Source organism: Paraburkholderia dipogonis (assembly GCF_046027395.1).
In the GTDB taxonomy this organism is placed as follows: Bacteria; Pseudomonadota; Gammaproteobacteria; order Burkholderiales; family Burkholderiaceae; genus Paraburkholderia; species Paraburkholderia dipogonis_A.
In genome coordinates, this window is the sequence record NZ_JAQQEG010000019.1 from 134,568 (window position 1) to 154,898 (window position 20,331).

The window sequence follows — 20,331 nt, forward strand, 5'->3', positions numbered from 1 at the left end:
GCGGTAATCACCCTACAACTACAGAGACGCAAGGAGACAACATGAAGATCATGTCCACGGCAGGACTGCTGGCAATCATTGCCGCGACCGCGCCATCCGCTTTTGCTCAGTCGACCCTCACGCTGTACGGCATGATCGACGAAGGGCCCGAATACAACAGCAACGCAGGAGGCAAGCATCTGTACAACCTGACCACGGCCGCTCAGGGCGGCAGCCGTTGGGGGTTTCGTGGCTCGGAAGATCTCGGCGGCGGCTTGAGCGCCATCTTCAGGTTGGAGAACGGCTTCGATCTCGGCACGGGCAAACTCGGCCAGGGCGGCCTGATGTTCGGCCGGCAGGCCTACGTCGGGTTGACGTCCACGCGCTTCGGCTCGGTCACGCTGGGACGTCAATATGATTCGGTGGTCGACTATATCGGGCCGCTGACCGTGGGCGACCAGTGGGGCGGCACGATCGGTTCGCACCCCGGCGACCTCGATAACTTCGACAACAGTCAGCGCACCAATAACTCGGTCAAATACGCGAGCGCGAACTACGACGGCATCACGTTCGGCGGTCTGTACAGTCTCGGTGGCGTGGCGGGCAACGTCACGCAGAATCAGGTGTGGTCGCTCGGCGCCGGCTATACGAACGGGCCGCTGGCGCTCGGCGCCGCGTACCTGAACGTGCGAAATCCGAACGTCAGTTTCTTCGGCAACAGCACGACGGGCACGGCCACGCCGACGGCCAATGCGATCGCGAGCCCTGTGTATAGCGGCTACGCGTCGGCGAATACCTATCAGGTGATCGGCGCCGGCGGCAATTACACGATCGGCGCGGCCACACTCGGCGCCACCTATTCGAACACCAAATTCATGGGCCTCGGCAATACGGCGCAAAGCGGCCCGAATTCACGCCACCTCGGCGGCGAGGTCACCTTCAACAACGTCGAACTCAGTTTCAAGTACCAGGTGCTGGCCAGTCTGCTGGTCGGGCTCGAATACGACTACACGCGCGGTAGTTCGGTGAACGGTGCGGATGCGGCCCAGTACCACCAGGGCACGCTCGGCGTGGACTACTTTCTGTCGAAGCGGACCGATGTATATCTGGTCGGCGTTTATCAACACGCGTCGGGGGTAGACTCGACCGGCAAGCCGGCAGTCGCGGCAATCAATCAGGTGACCGCATCGAACAGCAATAGTCAGACCGTCGTGTCGCTCGGCTTTCGCCACAAGTTCTGATGAAACTCACTCCGCACGCGGTCCGAGCCGCTGACCCCAGCCGCTTTCTCCCACGTTTGCGCGTCACACCCGCGCGCAATGAACGTGCGCAGTCCCAACGGACACAAGGACGCACCATGACAACCAATCTGCGCATTCCCATCGCCGCGCGAATCGAGCGCCTTCCCGAATCGAACTACCTGCGATTATCGATTCTGCTGATCTCGCTCGGCACGTTCTGGGATTCGTACATGCTATTTTCGGTCGGGCCCATTTCAGCGCATTTCTTCGCTTACCTCGGGCAACCGCATCTCGCTACCGAATTGCCGCTGGCGCTCTTTTTCGGCACGTTCGTGGGCGCGGTCGGCCTGAGCACGGTGGCCGACAAGATCGGCCGGCGCGGCGCCTTCACGCTCGACCTGTGCATTCTCGCGACCGGCGCGCTGCTCGCCGCGTTCTCACCGAATGCCACGGTATTGCTGATCGCGCTGTTTATTGCAGGCATCGGCACCGGCGCGGAATTGCCGTTGTCGACGACCTACGTGCAGGAACTGTCGCCCGCGCGAGCACGCGGCAAAATGTCGAGCTTCGCGTTGACGATCGGTTTTCTCGGCGGCACGGTGGGCGGTTTTGCCTCGATGCTGCTCGTGCCGCTGAATGATCTGCCGCTTCCGGGATTCCGCATTGCATTGCTGCTCGCGGCAGTCGGCGGTTTTTCATCGCTTCTGTTGCGGCTTGGCTTGCCCGAGTCGCCACGCTGGCTGGAACGCATGGGCCGGCGCGACGAAGCCGACGACGTCATGGATAGAATCGAGCACCGCGTCATGCGCGAAAAGAACCTCGTCATGCTGCCGCCCCCACCCAAAACGGAATATGAAATCGAGAGCGGCGTATCGCCGATCAGCCTGCTGCTGTCGCGCGCCTATATCCGCAGAACAATGAGTGCGTGGGGAATCGAACTGCTGCAGGGATTCGGTGCGTACGGCTTTGCGACGTTCGTACCGTTCTTTCTTTATTCGCGTGGCTATTCGATCGTGCACGCACTGACCTACACCGCCGTCATCCAGATCGCGTACCCGGTCGGCTGTCTGGTCTCCGTCTACATTACGGACAAAATCCAGCGCAAATGGGGCATGGCGTTCGCGTATGTGCTGAACATGATCTTCGGCCTGTGTTTTCTGCTGGCGGACTCGACCTCCATGATCGTGCTGTTCGGCTTTCTCACCGAGGCCATGATTTTCATCAACGGCCCGTTGCTGCACACGTATGAGGCTGAAATCTATCCGACCGGCATCCGGGCGCGCGGCGCCGGCATCAGTTTCGCGCTCAGCCGGCTGGGCGGCTTTTTTGCGCCGCTCGTCGCGTCGTTCCTGCTGGGGATCGGTGCGGGGCATAGCTGGTTGATCGGCATTGGCGCCGCGGCGTGGTTTGCCTGTGCGCTGGTGGCCGCGTTCGTCGCCGTGGATACGACCAACATCAGTCTGGAAGATCTCGAAGTGAAGCATTGACGCGCCAATCGCTGCCGGTTCCTGCGTCGGGCGGCAACGCCCTTCGCAATGGAAGCGGCAGCGATTTCCTGGCGGCCCGTTCAGCCGAGCCGTGCAATCAGCGCGTCCGTGAATACCGCCGTCGATGCATGGCCGCCCAGATCGGGCGTGCGCACGTTGTCGTCGTTGAGCGTCTGCCTGATCGCCTGATTCAGACGCTGCGCGAGATCGCCGGCGCCGACGTGTTCGAGCATCAGGCCCGCGGCCAGCATCTGCGAGACAGGATTGGCAATGCCGCGCCCGGCGATATCCGGCGCCGAGCCGTGCACGGCTTCGAAGATGGCGGCGTCGGCGCCGATATTCGCGCCGGGCGCGAGGCCGAGTCCGCCGACCAGTCCCGCGAGTTCGTCCGAGAGAATATCGCCGAACAGATTCGTGCACAGCAGCATGTCGAACTGCCACGGATTCAGCACGAGCTGCATCGCACAAGCGTCGACGATGCGGTCGTCGACGGCCACCCTGCCCTCGTAATCGCGCGCCACCTCTCGTGCCGTCTCGAGGAAAAGACCGGTCAGCGCCTTGAGCACATTCGCCTTGTGAACCACGGTTATCTTTTTGCGCCCGTGCTCAACCGCGTAATCGAATGCGTAGCGCGCGATGCGCCGGCAACCCTCGCGCGTGTTCATTCCCGTTAGAACGGCGACGCCATGCGGATCGTCGCCTATCGGAATGTAATGTTCGTGCGCCACATAAAGTCCGCCGATGTTCTCGCGCACCAGCACGACATCGATATCATCATAGCGACCCGGCACGATGGTACGCACCGGCCGGAGATTGGCGTAGAGCGAAAACGCCTCGCGCAGCCGCACATTAGCGGAGCGGAATCCGCCGCCTATGGGTGTGGTCAACGGCCCCTTCAGCGCGAGCCTCGTGCGGCGAATGCTGTCGAGCGTCGTTTCCGGCAACGGTTCGCCGCCGCGTTCGATTCCGGCCATGCCCGCGTGCTGGATGTCCCATGCAAAGGGCGCGCCCAATGCGTCGAGTACCTTGATCGTGGCAGCGGTGATTTCCGGGCCGATGCCGTCGCCTGGTATCAGCGTCGCGGGAATGGGGGATGATTTGCTTGCACTCATTGTGTGACTCCTTCTGTGTGTGCCGGACACGGCAATACACGGCAATGCACGCCAATACGCGGCGACAGGTTCGCGAGCGAGGCCGCCCGATGCCCGGGTAGAGCACTATTATCAAAACTTTGCGCGCGCCTCACAATCGGTTTATCGGGCATAGCAGCTATGCCGCAAAAAAGCAGGAGCGTCAGAATGGATCTGAGACGGCTCGAATTGCTGATGCAGGTGTCCGCGTTCGGCAGTTTTTCGAAAGCCGCCACTGTGCTGGGCATCGCGCAACCTGCGTTGGGTCGGCAGATCCAGAAGCTCGAAGAGGAATGCGGCCTACGTCTGCTCTACCGCCACGGCCGCGGCATTTCGCTTACGCCGGAAGGCCTCGCACTGATCGAACGCGCGAGTCCGCTCGTACGTCAGCTGACCGCGATTCCAGCGGATCTCCAGTCGGAACGCGATTCGCCGCATGGACTCGTCACCGTCGGCTTGACGCCGACCGTGTGCAATCTGATCGGCATGCGGTTGATCGCCGGCTTGCGCAAGACGCATCCCAATCTGCGGGTGAACGTGATATCGGGCTATAGCGGCTATGTGCACGAGTGGCTGATCGACGGCCGCCTCGACATGGCGATTCTGCACGACGCCCGCCGCTCGTCCACCGTCGCGGTCGATCCTTTGGCTGCCGCGGAGTTGTCTCTCGTCACGCCGGCCGTCGCCACGAACTTCACGATACCTGTCGAGACGACGCTTGCAGGCGTTGCGCAAATACCGCTGGTTTTGCCGACGCGCAATCACGGTCTGCGCCGCACGCTCGAATACGCGGCCAGCAAGGAAGGCGTGACGCTCGACGTGCAGTACGAAGTCGACACGCTCGAACTGCTCAAGGAGATGGTGGTCGCGGGCCTCGCCTGCACAGTACTCGCGAAACCCGCCGTGCTCGGCGAACTGGCGGCGGCCACGCTGCACGCGCGGGCGCTCGCCAGCCCGCAATTGCACACGCGGCTCGTCCTCGCGACCGCGGTTCACCGTCCGGTCACACACGGTATCCGCGTTGTGGAACTGGCGATCAAAGCGCTGTTTACAAAGCTTATCGAGCAGCACGATCAATATGGTCTCTCGCTGCCGCAGTAGCGTGAGCGAACCATAGGATTCGGCTATGTCCGTGTCATCGTTTTGGTATTTCCGCGTTGCGGGCGCTTGCTCTATATTGGTTGCAACACAACGCCGCCGCCTCAGCCCCAATTCGGCGAACCACTAAAACGGAGACCCCTCGTACGTCACGCGCGCCACAGCCTTGCATCGGCATTGCGTGACAATCACTTCATCGCGCCGGCAAGAACTGCAGCGTCTCTCGCAACGCCCGGTCAATCATGCCGCGACCGGCCCCGCGTTCACCCAGTGGATCGGTCACGCATGCTGCTATGCAGCGCGAGGGAATTCCAATCGCACGGTTCCTGCTCGAGCAAGGCGACGCGCCGCATCGTAGGCCGGATATGTGTCAAACAGCAGAGGACGCCATGGAGCACACTATGAGTCAACCGAAAGAACCGATCGATGTCGTTGCGATGTTTCCCCAGGTCGCCGACATCGGCGATGCGACGCTGCGCAAGGCCGTCATTGCCACATGGGAGACGCTGTGGGAAATGAGCCCCTGGAAGCGGATCGCGGAGGTTCCGACGTCGACTGAAATTCCCTATCCGACTCTGCCGCATAACCAGTGTGTGCTGGAGATGGCGATGTCGGTCGCCGATCTGTTCGAACGCCACCACGGCATCAAGGTGAACCGCGATTATCTGATCGCAGCGGCCGTGCTGCAGGACGCGAGCAAAGTGGTCGAGTTCGCACCGGACGCGGAAGGCAAGGCCGTCGCGACCGATATCGGCAAACAGTATCCGCACGCGTTTTGGGCCGCGCACCTCGCCTTGCGCAACGGCATTCCCGACGAAATCGTGCATGTGCTGCTGACGCATTCGCCTCAGGCGCCTAAATTCCCCGCCACGCTCGAAGGCAAGATTCTTTATTACGTCGATCAGATAGACGTGATCGGTATTCACAAGGACCGCTGGCGCAAAGAGCTTTTCATTACGAAGTGACGCGCAGCGTGGGCAGCCATTACCGGTTCGTATTGCCTGGAGAAAACGATGAGCAAGAGAAGCAAGCTGCGTGAATTGATTGCCGCCCCTGAAATCCTGGTGATGCCGGGCGTATTCGATGGTTACAGCACGAGACTGCTCGGCGCTTCCGGATTCGCCGCGGGCTTTGTGACCGGCGCCGGCGTGAGTGAAGCGAGTCTCGGCTGGGCCGATCAGGGCATCATGGGACTCGAGGAAAACCTGCGCGTCACGCGCGCGCTCGCCTCCTGTTGCGAGCTGCCGCTGATTGCCGACGCCGACACCGGCTACGGCAATGCGGTGAACGTGCATTTCACGGTTCGCGCATTCGACGGCGCGGGCCTCGCCGGCGTGATGATCGAAGATCAGGTCTGGCCGAAACGTTGCGGCCATATGAAAGGCAAGCAGGTCATCTCCGCCGAGGAAGGCGCGGAAAAAATCCGCGCCGCGGCGGAAGCACGGCTCGATCCGGAACTCCTCATCATGTCGCGGACCGACTCGCTTGCTACTCACGGCATCGATGAAGTCATCAAGCGATTGAACATGTACGCCGAAGCTGGCGCGGACCTGCTGTTCGCCGACGCGCTGCTGGCCACGGATCATATTACGACGGTGGTCAAGAACGTCTCCAAGCCGGTTTGCGTCAACATGGGCTTCGGCATTCGCCAGCGCTCCACCACGCCGTTGATTTCCGCGCGGCAATTGCAGGAGTTGGGCGTGGCCGTGGTGGTCTATCCGCGCTTGCTGACGGCGGCGGCTATTCAGGGCATGAAGAACGCGATCGCGACGCTGAAGGAGTCCGTGGCGAGCGGTGAAGTGATCGAGCGTCCCGACCTCGTCGTGTCGTTCGAGGAACTCAATGATCTGGTCGGGATCGCGGAGCTCGAACGCATCGAACAGCGCTATCTGACGCCGGAACAATATCAGCAGAAATACGAGCATGCCGCTTACGAAAAACGGCCGTGACCGCAAACCCTGGCGCGGAGCATGACATGACCGATTCGGGAAAAGATCGCCGGCACGCTTTAACGGATGAACCGCCGGTCTGCCAGTCGCCGGACGCCTCGCCGGTTCCGCTGCCGTTCGTCTTGCCACCGGGCGCATGCGATTGTCATGCGCACATCTATGGGCCGCCTGAACGGTACCCGTACCGCGATGAGCGGCGCTATACGCCTGCGCCGGTCGGCCTCGACGAATATCGCGCGTTACTTGCCAGGCTCGGCGTCACGCGCGCGGTGATCGTTCAGCCGACCGTCTATCACGACAATCAAATGACACTCGACGTGCTCGCCGCATCGTCCGGCGCATGGCGCGGCATCGCGCAATTGCGAGCCGATGTAAGCGATGCGGAGCTCAAGCGCCTCGACGCCGCCGGATTCCGTGGCGTGCGTCTGCATACGCGTTCGGGTCTCGACGATCTGGACGCGATGGCAAGGCGCGTGGCGCCGCTCGGATGGCACGTGCAATTGCATCTCGATGCGCGTGACCTGCCGGAGATCGGCCCTCGCCTCGCACGTCTGCCGGTGCCTGTCGTGCTCGATCATTTCGCGCGCATCGTCGTTCAGGACGGCCTGGATCAACCGGGTTTCAAAGCGCTGCTGACGCTGCTGGAAAGCGACCCGTGCTGGGTCAAACTATCCGCGCCGTTTCGCCTCGGCGACGACGTTTCCCCCTATGCCGGCGTGCTGCCGTTCGCCAAAGCACTCGTGGCGGCGCGCCCGGACCGGCTGGTCTGGGGCAGCGACTGGCCGCACTCGTCCTATCACGGCGTGATGCCCAACATGGGCGTGCTGCTCGGCCTCGTCGGCGAGTGGGCGCCCGAGGCCGGCACCCGCGACATGATTCTCGGCATCAATCCCGCGCGGCTATACGGCTTCGAATAGCCGTATAGCCGTATAGCCGCGCGTTTTCTAAACATGGAGAGTGGCATATGGGCAGCACGAAAATCCAGCAGATGCGAGCGCTTCTGAATTCCGCCGAAATCATTATTTCGCCGGGCGTCTACGACGGATACAGCGCGAGAGTGATCGAGAAAATGGGTTTCAAGGCGGCCTCGACGACCGGCGCGGGGCTGGCCAACTCGCGCCTGAGCCAGCCGGACATCGGCATCATGACGCTCACGGAAAATGTCGATGCATGCCACTGGCTGGCACGCTCCGTCTCGCTGCCGCTGATGGCCGACGCGGACACCGGTTACGGCAATCCGGTGTCGGTGTATCACACCGTGCAGTTGTTCGAGGAAGCCGGCGTGGTCGGCGTGAATATCGAGGATCAGGTCAGCCCGAAGCGTTGCGGCCACATGCGCGGCAAGGAAGTGATCGACGCACGGGAAATGGCCAAGAAGATCGAAGCTGCGGTGAAGGCGAAATCCGACTCCGGCTTCGTGATCAATGCGCGCACGGATGCGATCGCCGTCGAAGGCATCGATGCCGCGATCGAACGCGCGAAACTGTACGTGGCCGCCGGCGCGGACATGGTCTATCCCGACGCGATCGCATCGGAAGAACAGATCAAAAAATTCGTCGACGCCGTCAACGCGCCCGTCAGCATCAACATGGGCTTCGGCATCCGCTCGCGGCCCACCACGCCGTTGATCCCCGTGCGTCGTTTGCAGGAACTCGGCGTAAAACGCGTCACCGTCGCGCGGATGTTGCCGGCCGCCGCGATCATGGGCATGATGCGCGCGCTCGAACTGTTTCGCGATGGCGCGCAGAACGGCACGGTGCACGACCGGCCCGATCTGCTGGTGGGCATCGACGACATCACCGACCTGATGGGCTATCCGATGATCGACAAACTCGAAACGGAATTTCTGCTGCCCGAGGATATCGAGCGGAAATACGGGTCGGGAGAGGCGAACTACGTGGTGCGTGAGAAACGTTAGGACATTGAACGGGCACGCGCTTTCGCAAACCGGACGAGGCTTACTTGCTGCCCGCTTGCTCGTCCGTCGGTAAAACTTCCTTCATGCCCAGCTCCTCGGCAATCCTCGACATGAGGCCATCGCGCCGCCACTGCAACCATTTCATGTAGCAGGTCTGCGACGGAGGAAAGCATGCGGGCAGTCGATGCCATTTCTCGTTCTGCGTCGTGACCCACAGGATTGCATTCAGCACGTCGCGCGGGTTTCGCGCTGGGCGCCCGGAGCGCCGCTTCGTATCCTGCTGGAAAAGATGACTGATACGCTGCCAGGCGTCGTCGGAAAGCGGGAGGGATAGCATGTCGGCCAACGATTAACTAACCAGTACATTATGATCTTAACATCAGAGACCGCCCGTTATATCCTGGAGTAGCGGTGGTTTCGCCTGCAAACCCCGGAATCGCCCAGCTTCCGGCCATGCTAAAGATAGCCACCGTCGCGAGGAAACGACCTGCCTCCCTTTAAGGCACGGTTCATGTCATTTCCAGAAGCGATGCACCGCGCGACTGTGCGCGTTGAACTCGACGAACGCCTAGTATCGGTTCAGCGGTCCCGGCAGGGTTTCGTTCTTGCGCTTCGTCTTCGCTCGATCCGCACTCCGGCGCAGAACCGCACCGATTTCTTTCCAGCGAAGAAGAGTCCACGCCTTGTCTCCCGCATAGTTCGACGCGACCGCGGCGATCAAACTCGCGGCCTCGTCGTCCCCGGTCGCATCGATGTTGGCGAACCGCGCCGGGCGACCGAAGTCGCTGCCCCTGTCCATCCACGCATACAAGGCCGGAATGGTTCGCCGCCATTCTCCCTTGCGCGCGGCCCTCGCGAGCTTGCGCCAGGCGAGCGCATCGCTTGCCAGCCAGCGCTTTCGCGCTTGACTCACCGCACGCTCGCCGCGCCGAACGAAAGACCCGACACGCGCACGCAAGGCAATCAACAGGATCACGCCCAATACGACCACACCGCCGACAATGACCTGCCGCGCATGAATTACCACGATTCGATGCGGCATGCCTTCACGCATGGCGTCGACGGGTAGCTCGAATAGTGGCTTTTCCCGTACCGCGGCGGCCGAGAAACGCACCGCCGGCAGGACGACCTTCTCCTTGCGCCGCGTCGTCGTGTTCCACCATTCGATCGTCACGGGCGGCAGATTGTACGTGCCCTTGCGATCGGCAACGTAACTCGCGCTGTCGGTTCGCTCACCGGCGACGAGTCCGGCGCGGTCCTCGACGATGTTGCGGGTCGCGGCGGGTTTCGCATAGCGCTTGAGGCCGGCCACGTCTGCGAGTATCGCGGGAGGAATCAGCATCGACTCGGTGCCCGCGGCACGCTGCGTAATCGTGCGCGTGAGCGGCGCACCGACGGTGAGATGCCCAGGCGCTGGTTCGATTCTCTGTTCGACGGTGAGTTTGGGCGCGGCGAAAAAAGTGCTCATGCCTTCAGCGCCTGGCGGTAAAGTCGCGACAAGTTTCAACGCGGGCGTCGTCACCTGCGCCGGTCCTGTCATGCCGCCGGGATACACGGTGATGGTCAGCGGCGCAATCTCGAAGGTCTTGCCCGCCTGCGGCGCGATCCGGTACGCACGGCTCACGCCGAACCAACGCGTACCGTCGATGTCCTCGGACAGATTGTCGGCCTGCTCGTCGGGCAGATTCACGATCGCGTCGGGGATCGTGAACAGCGGCCAGTTTGGCGCCTCGGTGAACCACGTGGTCGTCAGCACATCGACGACCAGCTTGACCTCGCTTCCCGCCACGACCGGACCGGCCGGTTCGAGATGCGCGCGCGCCATGATGCGCGGCGCGGGATCGGCTGTGGCGGATCCCGATGCCAGCAAGGAAAGCCACAACGCAAGGCCGACCAGAAATCGCTTCATGGCGTGGCCCCCGTCTTCGCCGCGGATTCCTGTTCGAAGCGCTGTTGCAGAAACACGGCGGGCGACGTGTTCAGGTTGCGCATCCACGCATCCTCGCTCGGCTGCGGCGCCGCTTCGATCACCGCGGTCGTGCCGCGGCCCTTCTTCTTGTCGACCTGCACCTGGTCGGGCGGATCTTGTTCGGGGTCGGCTTCGTTCTGTTTGTCTCTCGCCAGCAGCGTCTGCATGTACGCGCGATTGGCCGCCGCCTGCGCGAGCGAGGGTTGCAGTTTGAGCGCGTTGTCGTAGGCCTTGATGGCGCCCGCGTAATCGTCGAGATGCGCCAGCGTATTGCCGATATAGAAATACGATTGCGCCGTCTTGAGCCGCGAGAAAGTTTCAAGCGCGCCGGCGTAATCTCCCGCCAGATATTGCGCGCGTCCTTTCCACACCGGATCGTCGAAACGTTCCGCAGCCGCCTTGTAGTGGCCGTGTTCGAGATTCCAGCGCCCTTGCTGGTCGTGCGTCGCGAACAGGTCGAGCCACTGCCATTGCGCCGCTTGCGCCTGCCGCGGCAGCGCGCTGAACATGAGCGAAAGCAGCACGATGGGCAGCCACTTGACGGTCCAGCCGCGCCGGAAATTCCACAGTGCGAGCAGCAGCAACGGCAACACGAGCCAATAGCCGCTCTCTTTCCAGCGCGGCTCGATCCTGGTTTCCTCTGCTTGCGCGAGATAGGACTGCGCGCGATGCTGGACCCAAGACACGTCGTCGTCATCCGCACGCATGCTCGCGAGCGGGATGCCGGCATCGCGCGCGACAGTGCGGATCGCGTCGGCGTCGAACGTACCCAGCAGTGGATGGCCTTCGGCATCCATCTGGATCATCCCGTCGGGGCCGCGGATCGGACCGCCGTGTTCCGTGCCGACCGCGAGCCAGAGCAGTTGATGCCGCAACGATTTCGCTTTTTGCACGAAGGCGTCCGCGCCGTTTGCATCGAAGCCGTCGCTCATGAAGACGATCGTGCCTGCTGCCGGGTCGTTCGTGAGAACCCGCTCGGCGACGTCGAGACCCGCGGCCGCGTTCTTGCCATCGTGCGGCATCAGCGCCGGTGAAAGCGCGGGAACGTAGAGTTCGAGCATCGCCGGATCTTCGGTCGGCGGCACGACGAGGTGGCCTGTCGATGCGAACACGACGAGGCCGGTTCGCGCACCCTTGCGCGCTCTCGCGAGATCGAGCACTTTCTGCTTCGCGCGTTCGAGACGGGTCGGCGCGATGTCGGTGGCATCCATCGAATGAGCGAGTTCGAGCACGACGACGAGCGGCGCCTTGTCCTGATTGAACGGCGGGCGTTCCTGCTGCCACGTCGGCCCTGCCACGGCAATGGCGCCGACGCCGAGCAGCAACGCGAGCGTATGAACCGGCTGAATCACGCGACGTTTCGCGCCGCCGACGATCAGATGCTCCAGCAATTCCGGCGCGATCACACCGCGCCAGCGCGCGCGCACGTCGTTGCGACGCAGCCAGACGAACGGCAGGCCGAACGCCGGAATCAGCATCAGCAGCCACGCCGGCCGCAGGAAATGGAACGCGGTCAGATCAATTTCCACGCTGAGCCTCGCTCACTGGCACGCCCTGCACGCCGCGCGCTCGCCGAGGCGCACGCAACAACGCGATCAACAAAGCCAGCACGTGATAAAGCGCGAGAATGGACAAGCCCGCTGCGACCGGCACCCAGAAATAATCGCGCTGCGGCCGGTAAATCTCCCGCTTGATTTTCTCAGGCGTCAGTTTGTCGAGCGTCGTGTAGACATCGGCCAGATCCTTTTCCTGACCCAATGCGCGGAACGAGCGGCCGCCGGTGAGGCTCGCAATGCGCTTCAACGCATCGAGATCGACGCGGTCTTCGCCGGTCGTGTCTGGATCGCCGATGCCCACCGTATGCACCACCAGCTTGTGCTGTTTCGCGATCTCGGCCGCCCGCTCTGGTGGGATCGCGCTGCTGGTGTCGTTGCCGTCGGTGAGCAGGATCAGCACCTTCTCCTGCGCGTGCGAATCGGCCATCAGCTTGACGGTCAGGCCGATCGCGTCGCCGATCGCCGTACGCGGCCCCGCCATGCCGATCTGCATCTGATCCAGCAGAATTCGCACACTGTCGTGGTCGAGCGTGAGCGGCGCCTGCGGATAGGCCGCGTCGCCGAACACCACGAGGCCGATGCGGTCACCCTTGCGCTTCGCCACGAAGTCGGCCACCACACGCTTGACAGCGCTCAGCCGGTCCATGCGCTCACCCGCCGGATCGACGAAGTCGCGCGTGGCCATCGATCCCGACAGATCGATCGCCAGCATCAGATCGCGTGCCGGTTCGTCGCGCACGACGGGCGGCTCGACGAACACCGGCTTGGCCGCGCCGATCACGAGCAGGACCCACAGCACGGGCATCAGCAAACGCAGCAGCCAGTGCCGGCGCAGACGCACGCCGCCGGGCGCCGGCTTCTCGCCGGCGGCCTGCGCCATTTCATGAAAGAACGGCACGCGCACGGCCATGGCTGTCGTGCGATAAGCCGGTATCAGCCACCACACGAGTATGGGCAGCGGCAGCAGCGCGAACATCCACGGAAAATCAAACTTCCACATGATGATGCTCGATCCAGTCGCGCGCATGCCGGATCAGTGCGGCTGCGTCGTCCTGCGAAAGACGCGCGACCTGCTCCGGCGGCGCATAGCTTGCAAGCGTGAGAAGCGGACCGGTTTGCGCGTCGAAGCGCCCACGCGTGCGTTGGAGAAAAGCGAGCCATGCGTCGCCGGTCAGCGCCGCCACCTGTGCGCGCGGCGCAACTTCGAGCGACGTGCGCTTCAACAGCCGCGGTATCGCGGCAAGCATAGCCGCGCGTTGCAGCGGGTCTGCCTGGCCCATCGCGAGGTTCGCTTCGATTCCGGCCAGTTCCTGCAAGGCGTTGCGCCGGTAACGCTGCCGTTCATGGCGCCGCCAGGCTGCCCATGATCCCAGCAACACGATCGCCAGCAGCACAGCCGCGACGAACACCCAGCCGATCGTTTGGGGTACGTACGATACCGGCGCGGGCAACGGCAACTCCTGCAATCCTTGCAGTTGCGCAGACCCATCCGCCACCGCCGACACGATGCCCGACGCGCCGCTCATATGCCGCTCCCCGTGGTACGCCGCGCGCGTTCGCCGAACAGACGCCGCACCTGATCGACGGCCGGCTCGTCGGTGGAGAGCGCCATCAACGGCACGCCGCTCGTGCGCAGCAATTCGGCCACTTCGGCCGTGCGGCCGCTGAACAGGCTCGACAGCGGCTGGCGCACGCGCTCCTGCTCGATCCGCAATTCGACCTGCAAGCGCCCTTCGCTGACAACGAGCGCGCGGTGGCCCGGCATCTGCTGCCACAGCGGATCGAAGATCATTGCGGCGACCACGTCGTTGTGCGCCGCGAGTTGCCGCAGCAGCCGGCGCGTGCGCTCGCCCGCGCCGGCGAAATCGCTGATCACGCAGATCAGATAGTCGTGCCCGGCCAGTTGAAGCACGCCTTCGAGCGCGGCGTCGAGTTGATCGTAAGCGGTTCGGATCTCGCTTTCGGCGTGCAGTGCGCCGTTCATCGCGGCGAGCGCGCCGAACAGCGTCTTGATGCGGGCGCGGCTGCGCAACGGCTTGATGCGCGTGAGCTGGCTGTCGTTGAAAAGCACGCCGCCGACGCGGTCGCCCGCGGCGAATCCCATCCACACGGCGAGCGCGGCGGCTTCGGCGGCCACCACCGATTTGAATGCCCGATGCGAGCCGAAAAACATGCTCATGCGCTGATCGACGACCACCAGAAGCGGCCGGTCGCGCTCTTCGGTATAAGTGCGAACCTGCGGTTTACCGAGCCGCAACGAGGCCTTCCAGTCAATATGACGGACGTCGTCGCCTGGCAGATAGCCGCGAATTTCTTCGAAGTTCAGGCCGCGCCCGCGCAGACGCGACGCGTGCGCGCCGGACAGCACGCTCGACACCGGCGCGGGCGCGACGAAACTCAAGCCGCGCGCCTGAAATTCGAGCTTCGCCAGATGCGCGGCGTCGACATACACGCTGCCGATGTCAGTTGAGGACAGCACGGCCACGCCACTCCTTAGCATTGAAACGACAGCCGGATCAGGCCGGCACCGCCACCTTTTCCACCAGACGGTCGATCACCCGGTCGGCGCTGATACTGTCCGCATTCGCATCGTAAGAAAGGATCAGGCGATGCCGCAGCACGGGATGCATGACGGCGCGCACGTCGTCGGGCGTAACGAAACTGCGCGCCTGCAGCCACGCCTCTACGCGGCTTGCGCGGTCGAGGCCGATCGCGCCGCGCGGGCTTGCGCCGACTTCGATCCATTTGCCGAGATCCGCGTCGAGTTCCGCGCCGTGACGCGTCGCATTGACGATCGACACGATATAGTCGTCGATCGCCGGAGCCACGGCAATCTGGCGGATTTCGTCGCGCACCGCGAAAATGACATCCTGCGACAGCACCGTCGGCGTCTCGGCGGGCGCATTGCTCTCGTGCCGCAGCAGCCGCAGCATGGCGACTTCGCTATCGGGCGACGGATAGTCGATCAGCACCTTGAGAAGAAAGCGATCCATTTGCGCTTCGGGTAATGGATAAGTGCCTTCCTGTTCAATCGGATTCTGAGTCGCCATCACGAGAAACAGAGCGGACATGCGGTGCGTTTTTCCCGCGACTGAGATTTGCCGCTCTTCCATCGCTTCGAGCAAGGCGGATTGAACCTTGGCCGGCGCGCGGTTGATTTCGTCGGCGAGAATCAGATTGCCGAAAATCGGTCCGGGTTGAAAACTGAGCGTGCGTTCGGTGCCGGATTGCAGCAGCGTTTCCGCGCCGGTGATGTCGGATGGCAACAGATCCGGCGTGAACTGAATGCGGCTCATGGTGGCCGCGAGCCGCGTGGCAATCGCCTTGACCGTGCGCGTCTTGGCAAGCCCCGGCAGACTTTCCAGCAAGACGTGGCCGTCCGCCAGCAATGCAATCAACACCTGCCGAACCACGGCCTGCTGGCCCACGACCGCTTCATTCACGCTCGCTTCGAACTGCAGAACGGTCTCGCGCATCGTGCTTTCTCTCTCAAGTCATTATGTGATATCTGATTGGGCGACCCGGATGCCATGCTCGCCGCAGACACGGTAATGCACCTCCGCGTATTCGTCAAAGCTTCCAACTTGTTTAAAAAAAAATTATGAAATATCGGAAAAAAATTGCTACTCTCCAACTGGCTCGTTTGCACGAGTGCAACATCCTTATTCTGTATCGCTAAGCTTGTCCTGAAGCTCGAAATAGAGAGTCGACCGTCACATGCGACGACCCGGCCGTTTCACTGCGTGAGAGAAAAGATGACGAGTGCAAGAGATCGAGGGCCAGCCAAGCCGTCCCGCTCGAGCGGAACGGCCGCCGCGACAGCAACGCGTGCCTCACGCATGCGCAAACTGTTGCTATGGGGCACCCTGCTCGTCATGCTTCCCGCATGCGTCGGCGCCGCGGTCAGTTGGGCCTTCACGCCGCACACTCCTGCTCATCCGCAAATCGTCCTCGGCGACGGCACGCACGGCCCGCTCGGCATGGCCTGGGTGCCCGGCGGTCAGTTCCTCATGGGCAGCGACGCCAAACAGGCCCAGCCTAACGAGCGTCCCGCGCACAAGGTCAAGGTGCACGGCTTCTGGATGGACCGCCATCACGTCACGAACGCCGAATTCCGCCGCTTCGTCGAAGCTACCGGCTACGTCACCACCGCCGAGAAGAAGCCCGACTGGGACACGCTGAAAGTGCAGTTGCCGCCAGGCACGCCGCGTCCGCCCGACAGCGCGATGGTGGCGGGCGCGATGGTGTTCGTCGGCACCAATCGTCCGGTGCCGCTGGATGATTACTCGCAGTGGTGGCGCTATGTGCCCGGCGCCAACTGGCGTCATCCGACTGGACCCGACAGCAACATCATCGGTAAGGGCGACCACCCTGTGGTTCAGGTCTCCTACGAGGATGCGCAGGCTTATGCGAAATGGGCCGGCAAGCGTCTGCCGACGGAAGCCGAATGGGAATTCGCCGCGCGCGGCGGCCTCGAACAGGCCACGTACGCGTGGGGCGAGCAGTTCTCCCCTGACGGCAAACAGATGGCCAACGTGTGGCAAGGCCAGCAGGCGCAGTCGTTTCCGGTCGTCAATCCGAAAGCGGGCGGCGCGCTCGGCACGAGTCCGGTGGGCACGTTTCCGGCCAACGGCTACGGCCTCTCCGACATGACCGGCAACGCCTGGCAATGGGTGGCCGACTGGTATCGCGCGGATCAGTTCAGACGCGAGGCGGTGAGCACGAGCGCGATCAACAACCCGGTGGGCCCGCACGATTCGTGGGATCCCGCCGACCAGGGCGTCCCTGTCGACGCCCCCAAGCGCGTGACACGCGGCGGTTCGTTCCTGTGCAACGAGACCTACTGCCTGAGCTACCGGCCCAGCGCGAGACGCGGCACCGATCCCTATAACAGCATGTCGCATCTCGGCTTTCGCCTGGTGATGGACGAAGACACCTGGAAAGAAAGCGGCGCCCGTCAGGCCTCGGCGAGGGCCGCGGGCGCGCCTGGCATCGCCGGCGGGTAGATCGCTGGGGTTGATCGTTACTTAACCACTGTTTCTCGCGCCCACAAGGTGTCGGCGCGCGTCGCGATTGTCTGTCCAATCGAACTGGAGCCCGGATGCAACCGTGCCATCAGCCTGTGTGGTCGAGCCGTGCCCTGCGCCTGATCCGGACCGCAGGCGTCGTACTGAGTCTTACCGGTTGCGCCGCGCAACATGATGCCGTCACACACGCCGAGCCCACGGCCAGGCAACCCGTCGCCACCTTGTCTTCATGGCGTGACACGCCTGCCAAACAGACGATCGAGTCCTTCGTCAGCGATATCACCCGCGAAGGCTCGCCCACGTTCGTGCCGCCCGCGGATCGCATCGCCGTGTTCGACAACGACGGCACGCTGTGGAGCGAACAGCCGCTGTATTTCCAGTTCGTCTTCATGCTCGAACAGGTGAAGGCGGCCGCGCCGCAGCATCCCGAGTGGAAAGACAACCCGGCTTTCAAGGCGCTCGTCGCGAAAGACTACGGCGCGCTCGCGAACCAGCAGAAGGCGTTGCAACAACTGGTCGCGGTCGCCAATAGCGGCATGAGCGTCGACGACTACGACAAGACCATCCACGCGTGGCTCGACACTGCGCGCCATCCGAAATTCAACCGGCCGTACACGGAGCTCGTGTATCAACCGCAACTGGAATTGCTGGCGTATCTGCGCGCCAACGGCTTCAAGACCTTCATCGTCTCGGGCGGCACGATCGAGTTCATGCGTGTGTGGGCCGAGAAGGTTTACGGCATTCCGCCAGAGCAGATCATCGGCTCCAGCCAGGTCGTGCAGTACGAGTTGCGCGACGGCCGGCCCGCGCTCGTCCGCCTGCCGAAACTCGATTTCGTCGACGACGGTCCGGGCAAACCCGTCGGCATCTATCGCAACATCGGCCGCAAGCCGATTCTCGCGTTCGGCAACTCCGACGGCGATTTGCAGATGCTGCAGTACACCGCGAGCGGTCCAGGGCGGCATCTCGCGTTGCTGCTGCATCACGACGATGCCGCGCGCGAGTTCGCGTACGACCGTGCGTCGAAAGTCGGCAAGCTCGACCGAGCGTGGGACGAAGCGGTCGCCGACGGCTGGACAGTGGTCAGCATGAAGGACGACTGGCAAACGGTGTTTCCGGCGCCGAAGCAGTAAGCCGCACAAGGCGGCGAACGCAGGCCGCAGGCGGACAGCGGCCGACGAGGGGCAACCCCGTCACGCGGAGCAAGGCATGACGGGCGAATAACGGGCAGATAGGCGTCAACTCCATTGGAGCGACACAATGACAAAGGTGCTGAAAAAAGGGCGTTACGCGTTGGGGGCGACCGTGCTGGCCCTTGCCGTGTTCGGTGTGCTGATCCTTCCATCGATCAACGCACCCGCGCAGACTCAACCCGCGGCCAAACCCGCTGCGACGAGCGCGCCACAACCGGCCGCCAGGTCGTCGGCGAAACCGAACATCCTCGTGATTTTTGGCGATGATATCGGGCAGACGAACATCAGCGCCTACTCGCGCGGCGTGGTCGGCTACAAGACGCCGAATATCGACCGCATTGCCAACGAAGGCATGATCTTCACGGACTATTACGCCGAAAACAGTTGCACGGCGGGCCGCTCTTCCTTCATTACGGGTCAGTCGCCGTTGCGCACGGGGCTGTCCAAGGTGGGCGCACCGGGCGCGCCGGTCGGCCTGCAAAAGGGCGACATGACGATCGCGCAGGCGCTCAAGCCGCTCGGTTACGCCACCGGCCAGTTCGGCAAGAACCACCTTGGCGACAAGAACGAGTACCTGCCGACCAATCACGGCTTCGACGAGTTCTACGGCAACCTGTACCACCTGAACGCCGAAGAAGAACCCGAGCGTCCGTATTGGCCTAAGGACAAGAACGATCCTTACGTGAAGAACTTCTCGCCGCGCGGGGTGATTCATAGCACCTCGGATGGCAAGGTTCAGGACACCGGCCCGCTCACGGCCAAACGCATGGAGACCATCGACGACGAAACCGGTGCGCACGCGGAAGAGTTCATCCGCAAGCAGGTCAAGAACGGCACGCCCTTCTTCGTCTGGATGAACTACACGCGCATGCACGTGTTCACGCACGTTCGTCCTGAGTTCAGGGGCAAGAGCGGCATGCCCGGCAACGAATACGCCGACGGCATGTGGGAGCACGATCAGGACGTCGGCAAACTGCTCAAGCTGCTGGACGATCTGAACATCTCCAAAAATACCATTGTCATCTACACGACCGACAACGGGCCGAATCAATTCTCGTGGCCGGACGCGGCGACCACGCCGTTCCGCAGCGAGAAGGACTCCAACTGGGAAGGCGCGTTCCGGGTGCCGGCAATGGTGCGATGGCCGGGGCATATCAAGGCGGGCGAAACGTCGAACCAGATGTTCTCGGGGCTCGACTGGTTCCCGACGCTGCTTGCTGCCGCGGGAGACGGGGCTGTGAAGGATCGCCTGATGAAAGGATGGGCGCCCAAGGCAGGTGCCACGAGCTTCAAGAACCATCTCGACGGGTACAACCAGTTGCCGTTCCTGACGGGCCAGACGACCCAGGACCCGCGCACGGAGTTCTACTATTTCGACGACGACGGCCAGTTGGTAGCCATGCGCTGGGACCAGGACGGCAACGCCTGGAAAGCGGTCTTCTGCGAGCAGCGAGCGAAGGGCAACCTGAATATCTGGCAGGACCCGCTCGTCTGCCTGCGCCTGCCGAAGATATTCAACCTGCGCATGGATCCTTATGAACGGGCGGACATCACCTCGGATCAGTACAACGACTGGGTGACGAAGAATGCCTATCTGACCGGCATAGCGACACTGAAAGCCTCGACATTCCTGCAGACCTTCGTCACGTATCCGCCGAGCCAGCGGCCCGCGAGCTTCAGCGTGGACGGCGTGCGCCGGCAGGTCGACAGGAAGATCGACGAGTCGTTCAAGAAACGCGGACTGGAGTAGCCCTGCGCCTGCGTCGTCCTCCGTTGCGCGCGCC

At 63.0% G+C, this 20,331-nt stretch carries 18 protein-coding genes; 10 read left to right on the forward strand and 8 right to left on the reverse strand.

What is annotated here, in order from left to right:
• Window positions 1–50 precede the first annotated feature (50 nt).
• Window positions 51–1,220, forward strand: a complete 1,170-nt coding sequence (locus PQR32_RS20695) for a porin (protein ID WP_494471421.1) — start codon at window positions 51–53, stop codon at window positions 1,218–1,220.
• Window positions 1,221–1,336: 116 nt separating this feature from the next.
• Window positions 1,337–2,707 (forward strand): MFS transporter, encoded by a 1,371-nt coding sequence (locus PQR32_RS20700; RefSeq protein WP_408230954.1) that lies wholly within the window; start codon window positions 1,337–1,339, stop codon window positions 2,705–2,707.
• An 80-nt stretch (window positions 2,708–2,787) separates the two neighbouring features.
• Here PQR32_RS20700 and PQR32_RS20705 read toward each other — a convergent pair whose 3' ends face one another.
• Window positions 2,788–3,819, reverse strand: a complete 1,032-nt coding sequence (locus tag PQR32_RS20705; protein ID WP_408230957.1) for an isocitrate/isopropylmalate dehydrogenase family protein — start codon at window positions 3,817–3,819, stop codon at window positions 2,788–2,790.
• Window positions 3,820–4,005: 186 nt separating this feature from the next.
• On the opposite strand from PQR32_RS20705, the gene PQR32_RS20710 reads away from it, so the two are divergent.
• The 5 genes from PQR32_RS20710 (at window position 4,006) to PQR32_RS20730 (ending at window position 8,802) form a co-directional block, all read left to right on the forward strand.
• Window positions 4,006–4,938 (forward strand): LysR family transcriptional regulator, encoded by a 933-nt coding sequence (locus PQR32_RS20710; protein WP_408230960.1) that lies wholly within the window; start codon window positions 4,006–4,008, stop codon window positions 4,936–4,938.
• A gap of 398 nt (window positions 4,939–5,336) precedes the next feature.
• Window positions 5,337–5,900 carry a hypothetical protein gene (locus tag PQR32_RS20715; protein WP_408230963.1) on the forward strand — a complete coding sequence of 188 codons (564 nt, stop codon included), beginning with the start codon at window positions 5,337–5,339 and terminating at the stop codon, window positions 5,898–5,900.
• Window positions 5,901–5,948: 48 nt separating this feature from the next.
• A complete protein-coding gene (locus PQR32_RS20720; RefSeq protein ID WP_408230966.1) occupies window positions 5,949–6,884 on the forward strand; it encodes an isocitrate lyase/PEP mutase family protein in 936 nt (311 codons plus the stop codon).
• A gap of 26 nt (window positions 6,885–6,910) precedes the next feature.
• Window positions 6,911–7,801 carry an amidohydrolase family protein gene (locus PQR32_RS20725; RefSeq protein WP_408230969.1) on the forward strand — a complete coding sequence of 297 codons (891 nt, stop codon included), beginning with the start codon at window positions 6,911–6,913 and terminating at the stop codon, window positions 7,799–7,801.
• 47 nt (window positions 7,802–7,848) lie between these two features.
• Window positions 7,849–8,802, forward strand: coding sequence for an isocitrate lyase/PEP mutase family protein (locus tag PQR32_RS20730; RefSeq protein WP_408230972.1), 954 nt, complete (start codon window positions 7,849–7,851; stop codon window positions 8,800–8,802).
• 40 nt (window positions 8,803–8,842) lie between these two features.
• Here PQR32_RS20730 and PQR32_RS20735 read toward each other — a convergent pair whose 3' ends face one another.
• From PQR32_RS20735 to PQR32_RS20765, 7 genes are all read right to left on the reverse strand, one after another.
• Window positions 8,843–9,139, reverse strand: coding sequence for a transposase (locus PQR32_RS20735; RefSeq protein WP_408231059.1), 297 nt, complete (start codon window positions 9,137–9,139; stop codon window positions 8,843–8,845).
• Between the two features lie 231 nt (window positions 9,140–9,370).
• On the reverse strand, window positions 9,371–10,711 hold the full coding sequence (locus PQR32_RS20740) for a hypothetical protein (RefSeq protein ID WP_408230975.1): 1,341 nt from the start codon (window positions 10,709–10,711) through the stop codon (window positions 9,371–9,373).
• The gene (locus tag PQR32_RS20745; RefSeq protein WP_408230978.1) at window positions 10,708–12,300 is read right to left on the reverse strand and encodes a vWA domain-containing protein; all 1,593 of its coding nucleotides are present in this window, start codon (window positions 12,298–12,300) and stop codon (window positions 10,708–10,710) included. The genes PQR32_RS20740 and PQR32_RS20745 overlap by 4 nt, the downstream gene beginning before the upstream one ends.
• Window positions 12,290–13,327 carry a vWA domain-containing protein gene (locus PQR32_RS20750; protein WP_408230981.1) on the reverse strand — a complete coding sequence of 346 codons (1,038 nt, stop codon included), beginning with the start codon at window positions 13,325–13,327 and terminating at the stop codon, window positions 12,290–12,292. The genes PQR32_RS20745 and PQR32_RS20750 overlap by 11 nt, the downstream gene beginning before the upstream one ends.
• Window positions 13,314–13,853, reverse strand: a complete 540-nt coding sequence (locus PQR32_RS20755; RefSeq protein WP_408230984.1) for a DUF4381 domain-containing protein — start codon at window positions 13,851–13,853, stop codon at window positions 13,314–13,316. The genes PQR32_RS20750 and PQR32_RS20755 overlap by 14 nt, the downstream gene beginning before the upstream one ends.
• The gene (locus PQR32_RS20760; protein WP_408230987.1) at window positions 13,850–14,827 is read right to left on the reverse strand and encodes a DUF58 domain-containing protein; all 978 of its coding nucleotides are present in this window, start codon (window positions 14,825–14,827) and stop codon (window positions 13,850–13,852) included. The genes PQR32_RS20755 and PQR32_RS20760 overlap by 4 nt, the downstream gene beginning before the upstream one ends.
• A gap of 16 nt (window positions 14,828–14,843) precedes the next feature.
• A complete protein-coding gene (locus PQR32_RS20765) occupies window positions 14,844–15,803 on the reverse strand; it encodes an AAA family ATPase (protein ID WP_408230990.1) in 960 nt (319 codons plus the stop codon).
• A 363-nt stretch (window positions 15,804–16,166) separates the two neighbouring features.
• Here PQR32_RS20765 and PQR32_RS20770 point away from each other — a divergent pair, with 363 nt between their 5' ends.
• The 3 genes from PQR32_RS20770 to PQR32_RS20780 all read left to right on the forward strand — a co-directional run bounded on the left by PQR32_RS20770 (window position 16,167) and on the right by PQR32_RS20780 (window position 20,297).
• Window positions 16,167–17,333, forward strand: coding sequence for a formylglycine-generating enzyme family protein (locus tag PQR32_RS20770; RefSeq protein ID WP_408230993.1), 1,167 nt, complete (start codon window positions 16,167–16,169; stop codon window positions 17,331–17,333).
• A 95-nt stretch (window positions 17,334–17,428) separates the two neighbouring features.
• Complete coding sequence (locus PQR32_RS20775; protein ID WP_408230996.1) at window positions 17,429–18,487, forward strand: HAD family hydrolase; 1,059 nt, start codon at window positions 17,429–17,431, stop codon at window positions 18,485–18,487.
• Between the two features lie 127 nt (window positions 18,488–18,614).
• Window positions 18,615–20,297, forward strand: a complete 1,683-nt coding sequence (locus PQR32_RS20780) for an arylsulfatase (protein ID WP_408230999.1) — start codon at window positions 18,615–18,617, stop codon at window positions 20,295–20,297.
• Window positions 20,298–20,331: the final 34 nt, after the last annotated feature.

Bases quoted from the DNA above. Each gene is read 5' to 3' on its own strand.
- PQR32_RS20780 (WP_408230999.1), top strand. From the start codon at position 18,615: ATGACAAAGGTGCTGAAAAAAGGGCGTTACGCGTTGGGGGCGACCGTG.
- PQR32_RS20700 (WP_408230954.1), top strand. From the start codon at position 1,337: ATGACAACCAATCTGCGCATTCCCATCGCCGCGCGAATCGAGCGCCTT.
- PQR32_RS20735 (WP_408231059.1), bottom strand. From the start codon at position 9,139: ATGCTATCCCTCCCGCTTTCCGACGACGCCTGGCAGCGTATCAGTCAT.
- PQR32_RS20695 (WP_494471421.1), top strand. From the start codon at position 51: ATGTCCACGGCAGGACTGCTGGCAATCATTGCCGCGACCGCGCCATCC.
- PQR32_RS20730 (WP_408230972.1), top strand. From the start codon at position 7,849: ATGGGCAGCACGAAAATCCAGCAGATGCGAGCGCTTCTGAATTCCGCC.
- PQR32_RS20720 (WP_408230966.1), top strand. From the start codon at position 5,949: ATGAGCAAGAGAAGCAAGCTGCGTGAATTGATTGCCGCCCCTGAAATC.
- PQR32_RS20765 (WP_408230990.1), bottom strand. From the start codon at position 15,803: ATGCGCGAGACCGTTCTGCAGTTCGAAGCGAGCGTGAATGAAGCGGTC.
- PQR32_RS20770 (WP_408230993.1), top strand. From the start codon at position 16,167: ATGCGCAAACTGTTGCTATGGGGCACCCTGCTCGTCATGCTTCCCGCA.
- PQR32_RS20750 (WP_408230981.1), bottom strand. From the start codon at position 13,327: ATGTGGAAGTTTGATTTTCCGTGGATGTTCGCGCTGCTGCCGCTGCCC.
- PQR32_RS20705 (WP_408230957.1), bottom strand. From the start codon at position 3,819: ATGAGTGCAAGCAAATCATCCCCCATTCCCGCGACGCTGATACCAGGC.
- PQR32_RS20760 (WP_408230987.1), bottom strand. From the start codon at position 14,827: ATGCTAAGGAGTGGCGTGGCCGTGCTGTCCTCAACTGACATCGGCAGC.
- PQR32_RS20740 (WP_408230975.1), bottom strand. From the start codon at position 10,711: ATGAAGCGATTTCTGGTCGGCCTTGCGTTGTGGCTTTCCTTGCTGGCA.
- PQR32_RS20775 (WP_408230996.1), top strand. From the start codon at position 17,429: ATGCAACCGTGCCATCAGCCTGTGTGGTCGAGCCGTGCCCTGCGCCTG.
- PQR32_RS20710 (WP_408230960.1), top strand. From the start codon at position 4,006: ATGGATCTGAGACGGCTCGAATTGCTGATGCAGGTGTCCGCGTTCGGC.
- PQR32_RS20715 (WP_408230963.1), top strand. From the start codon at position 5,337: ATGAGTCAACCGAAAGAACCGATCGATGTCGTTGCGATGTTTCCCCAG.
- PQR32_RS20725 (WP_408230969.1), top strand. From the start codon at position 6,911: ATGACCGATTCGGGAAAAGATCGCCGGCACGCTTTAACGGATGAACCG.
- PQR32_RS20755 (WP_408230984.1), bottom strand. From the start codon at position 13,853: ATGAGCGGCGCGTCGGGCATCGTGTCGGCGGTGGCGGATGGGTCTGCG.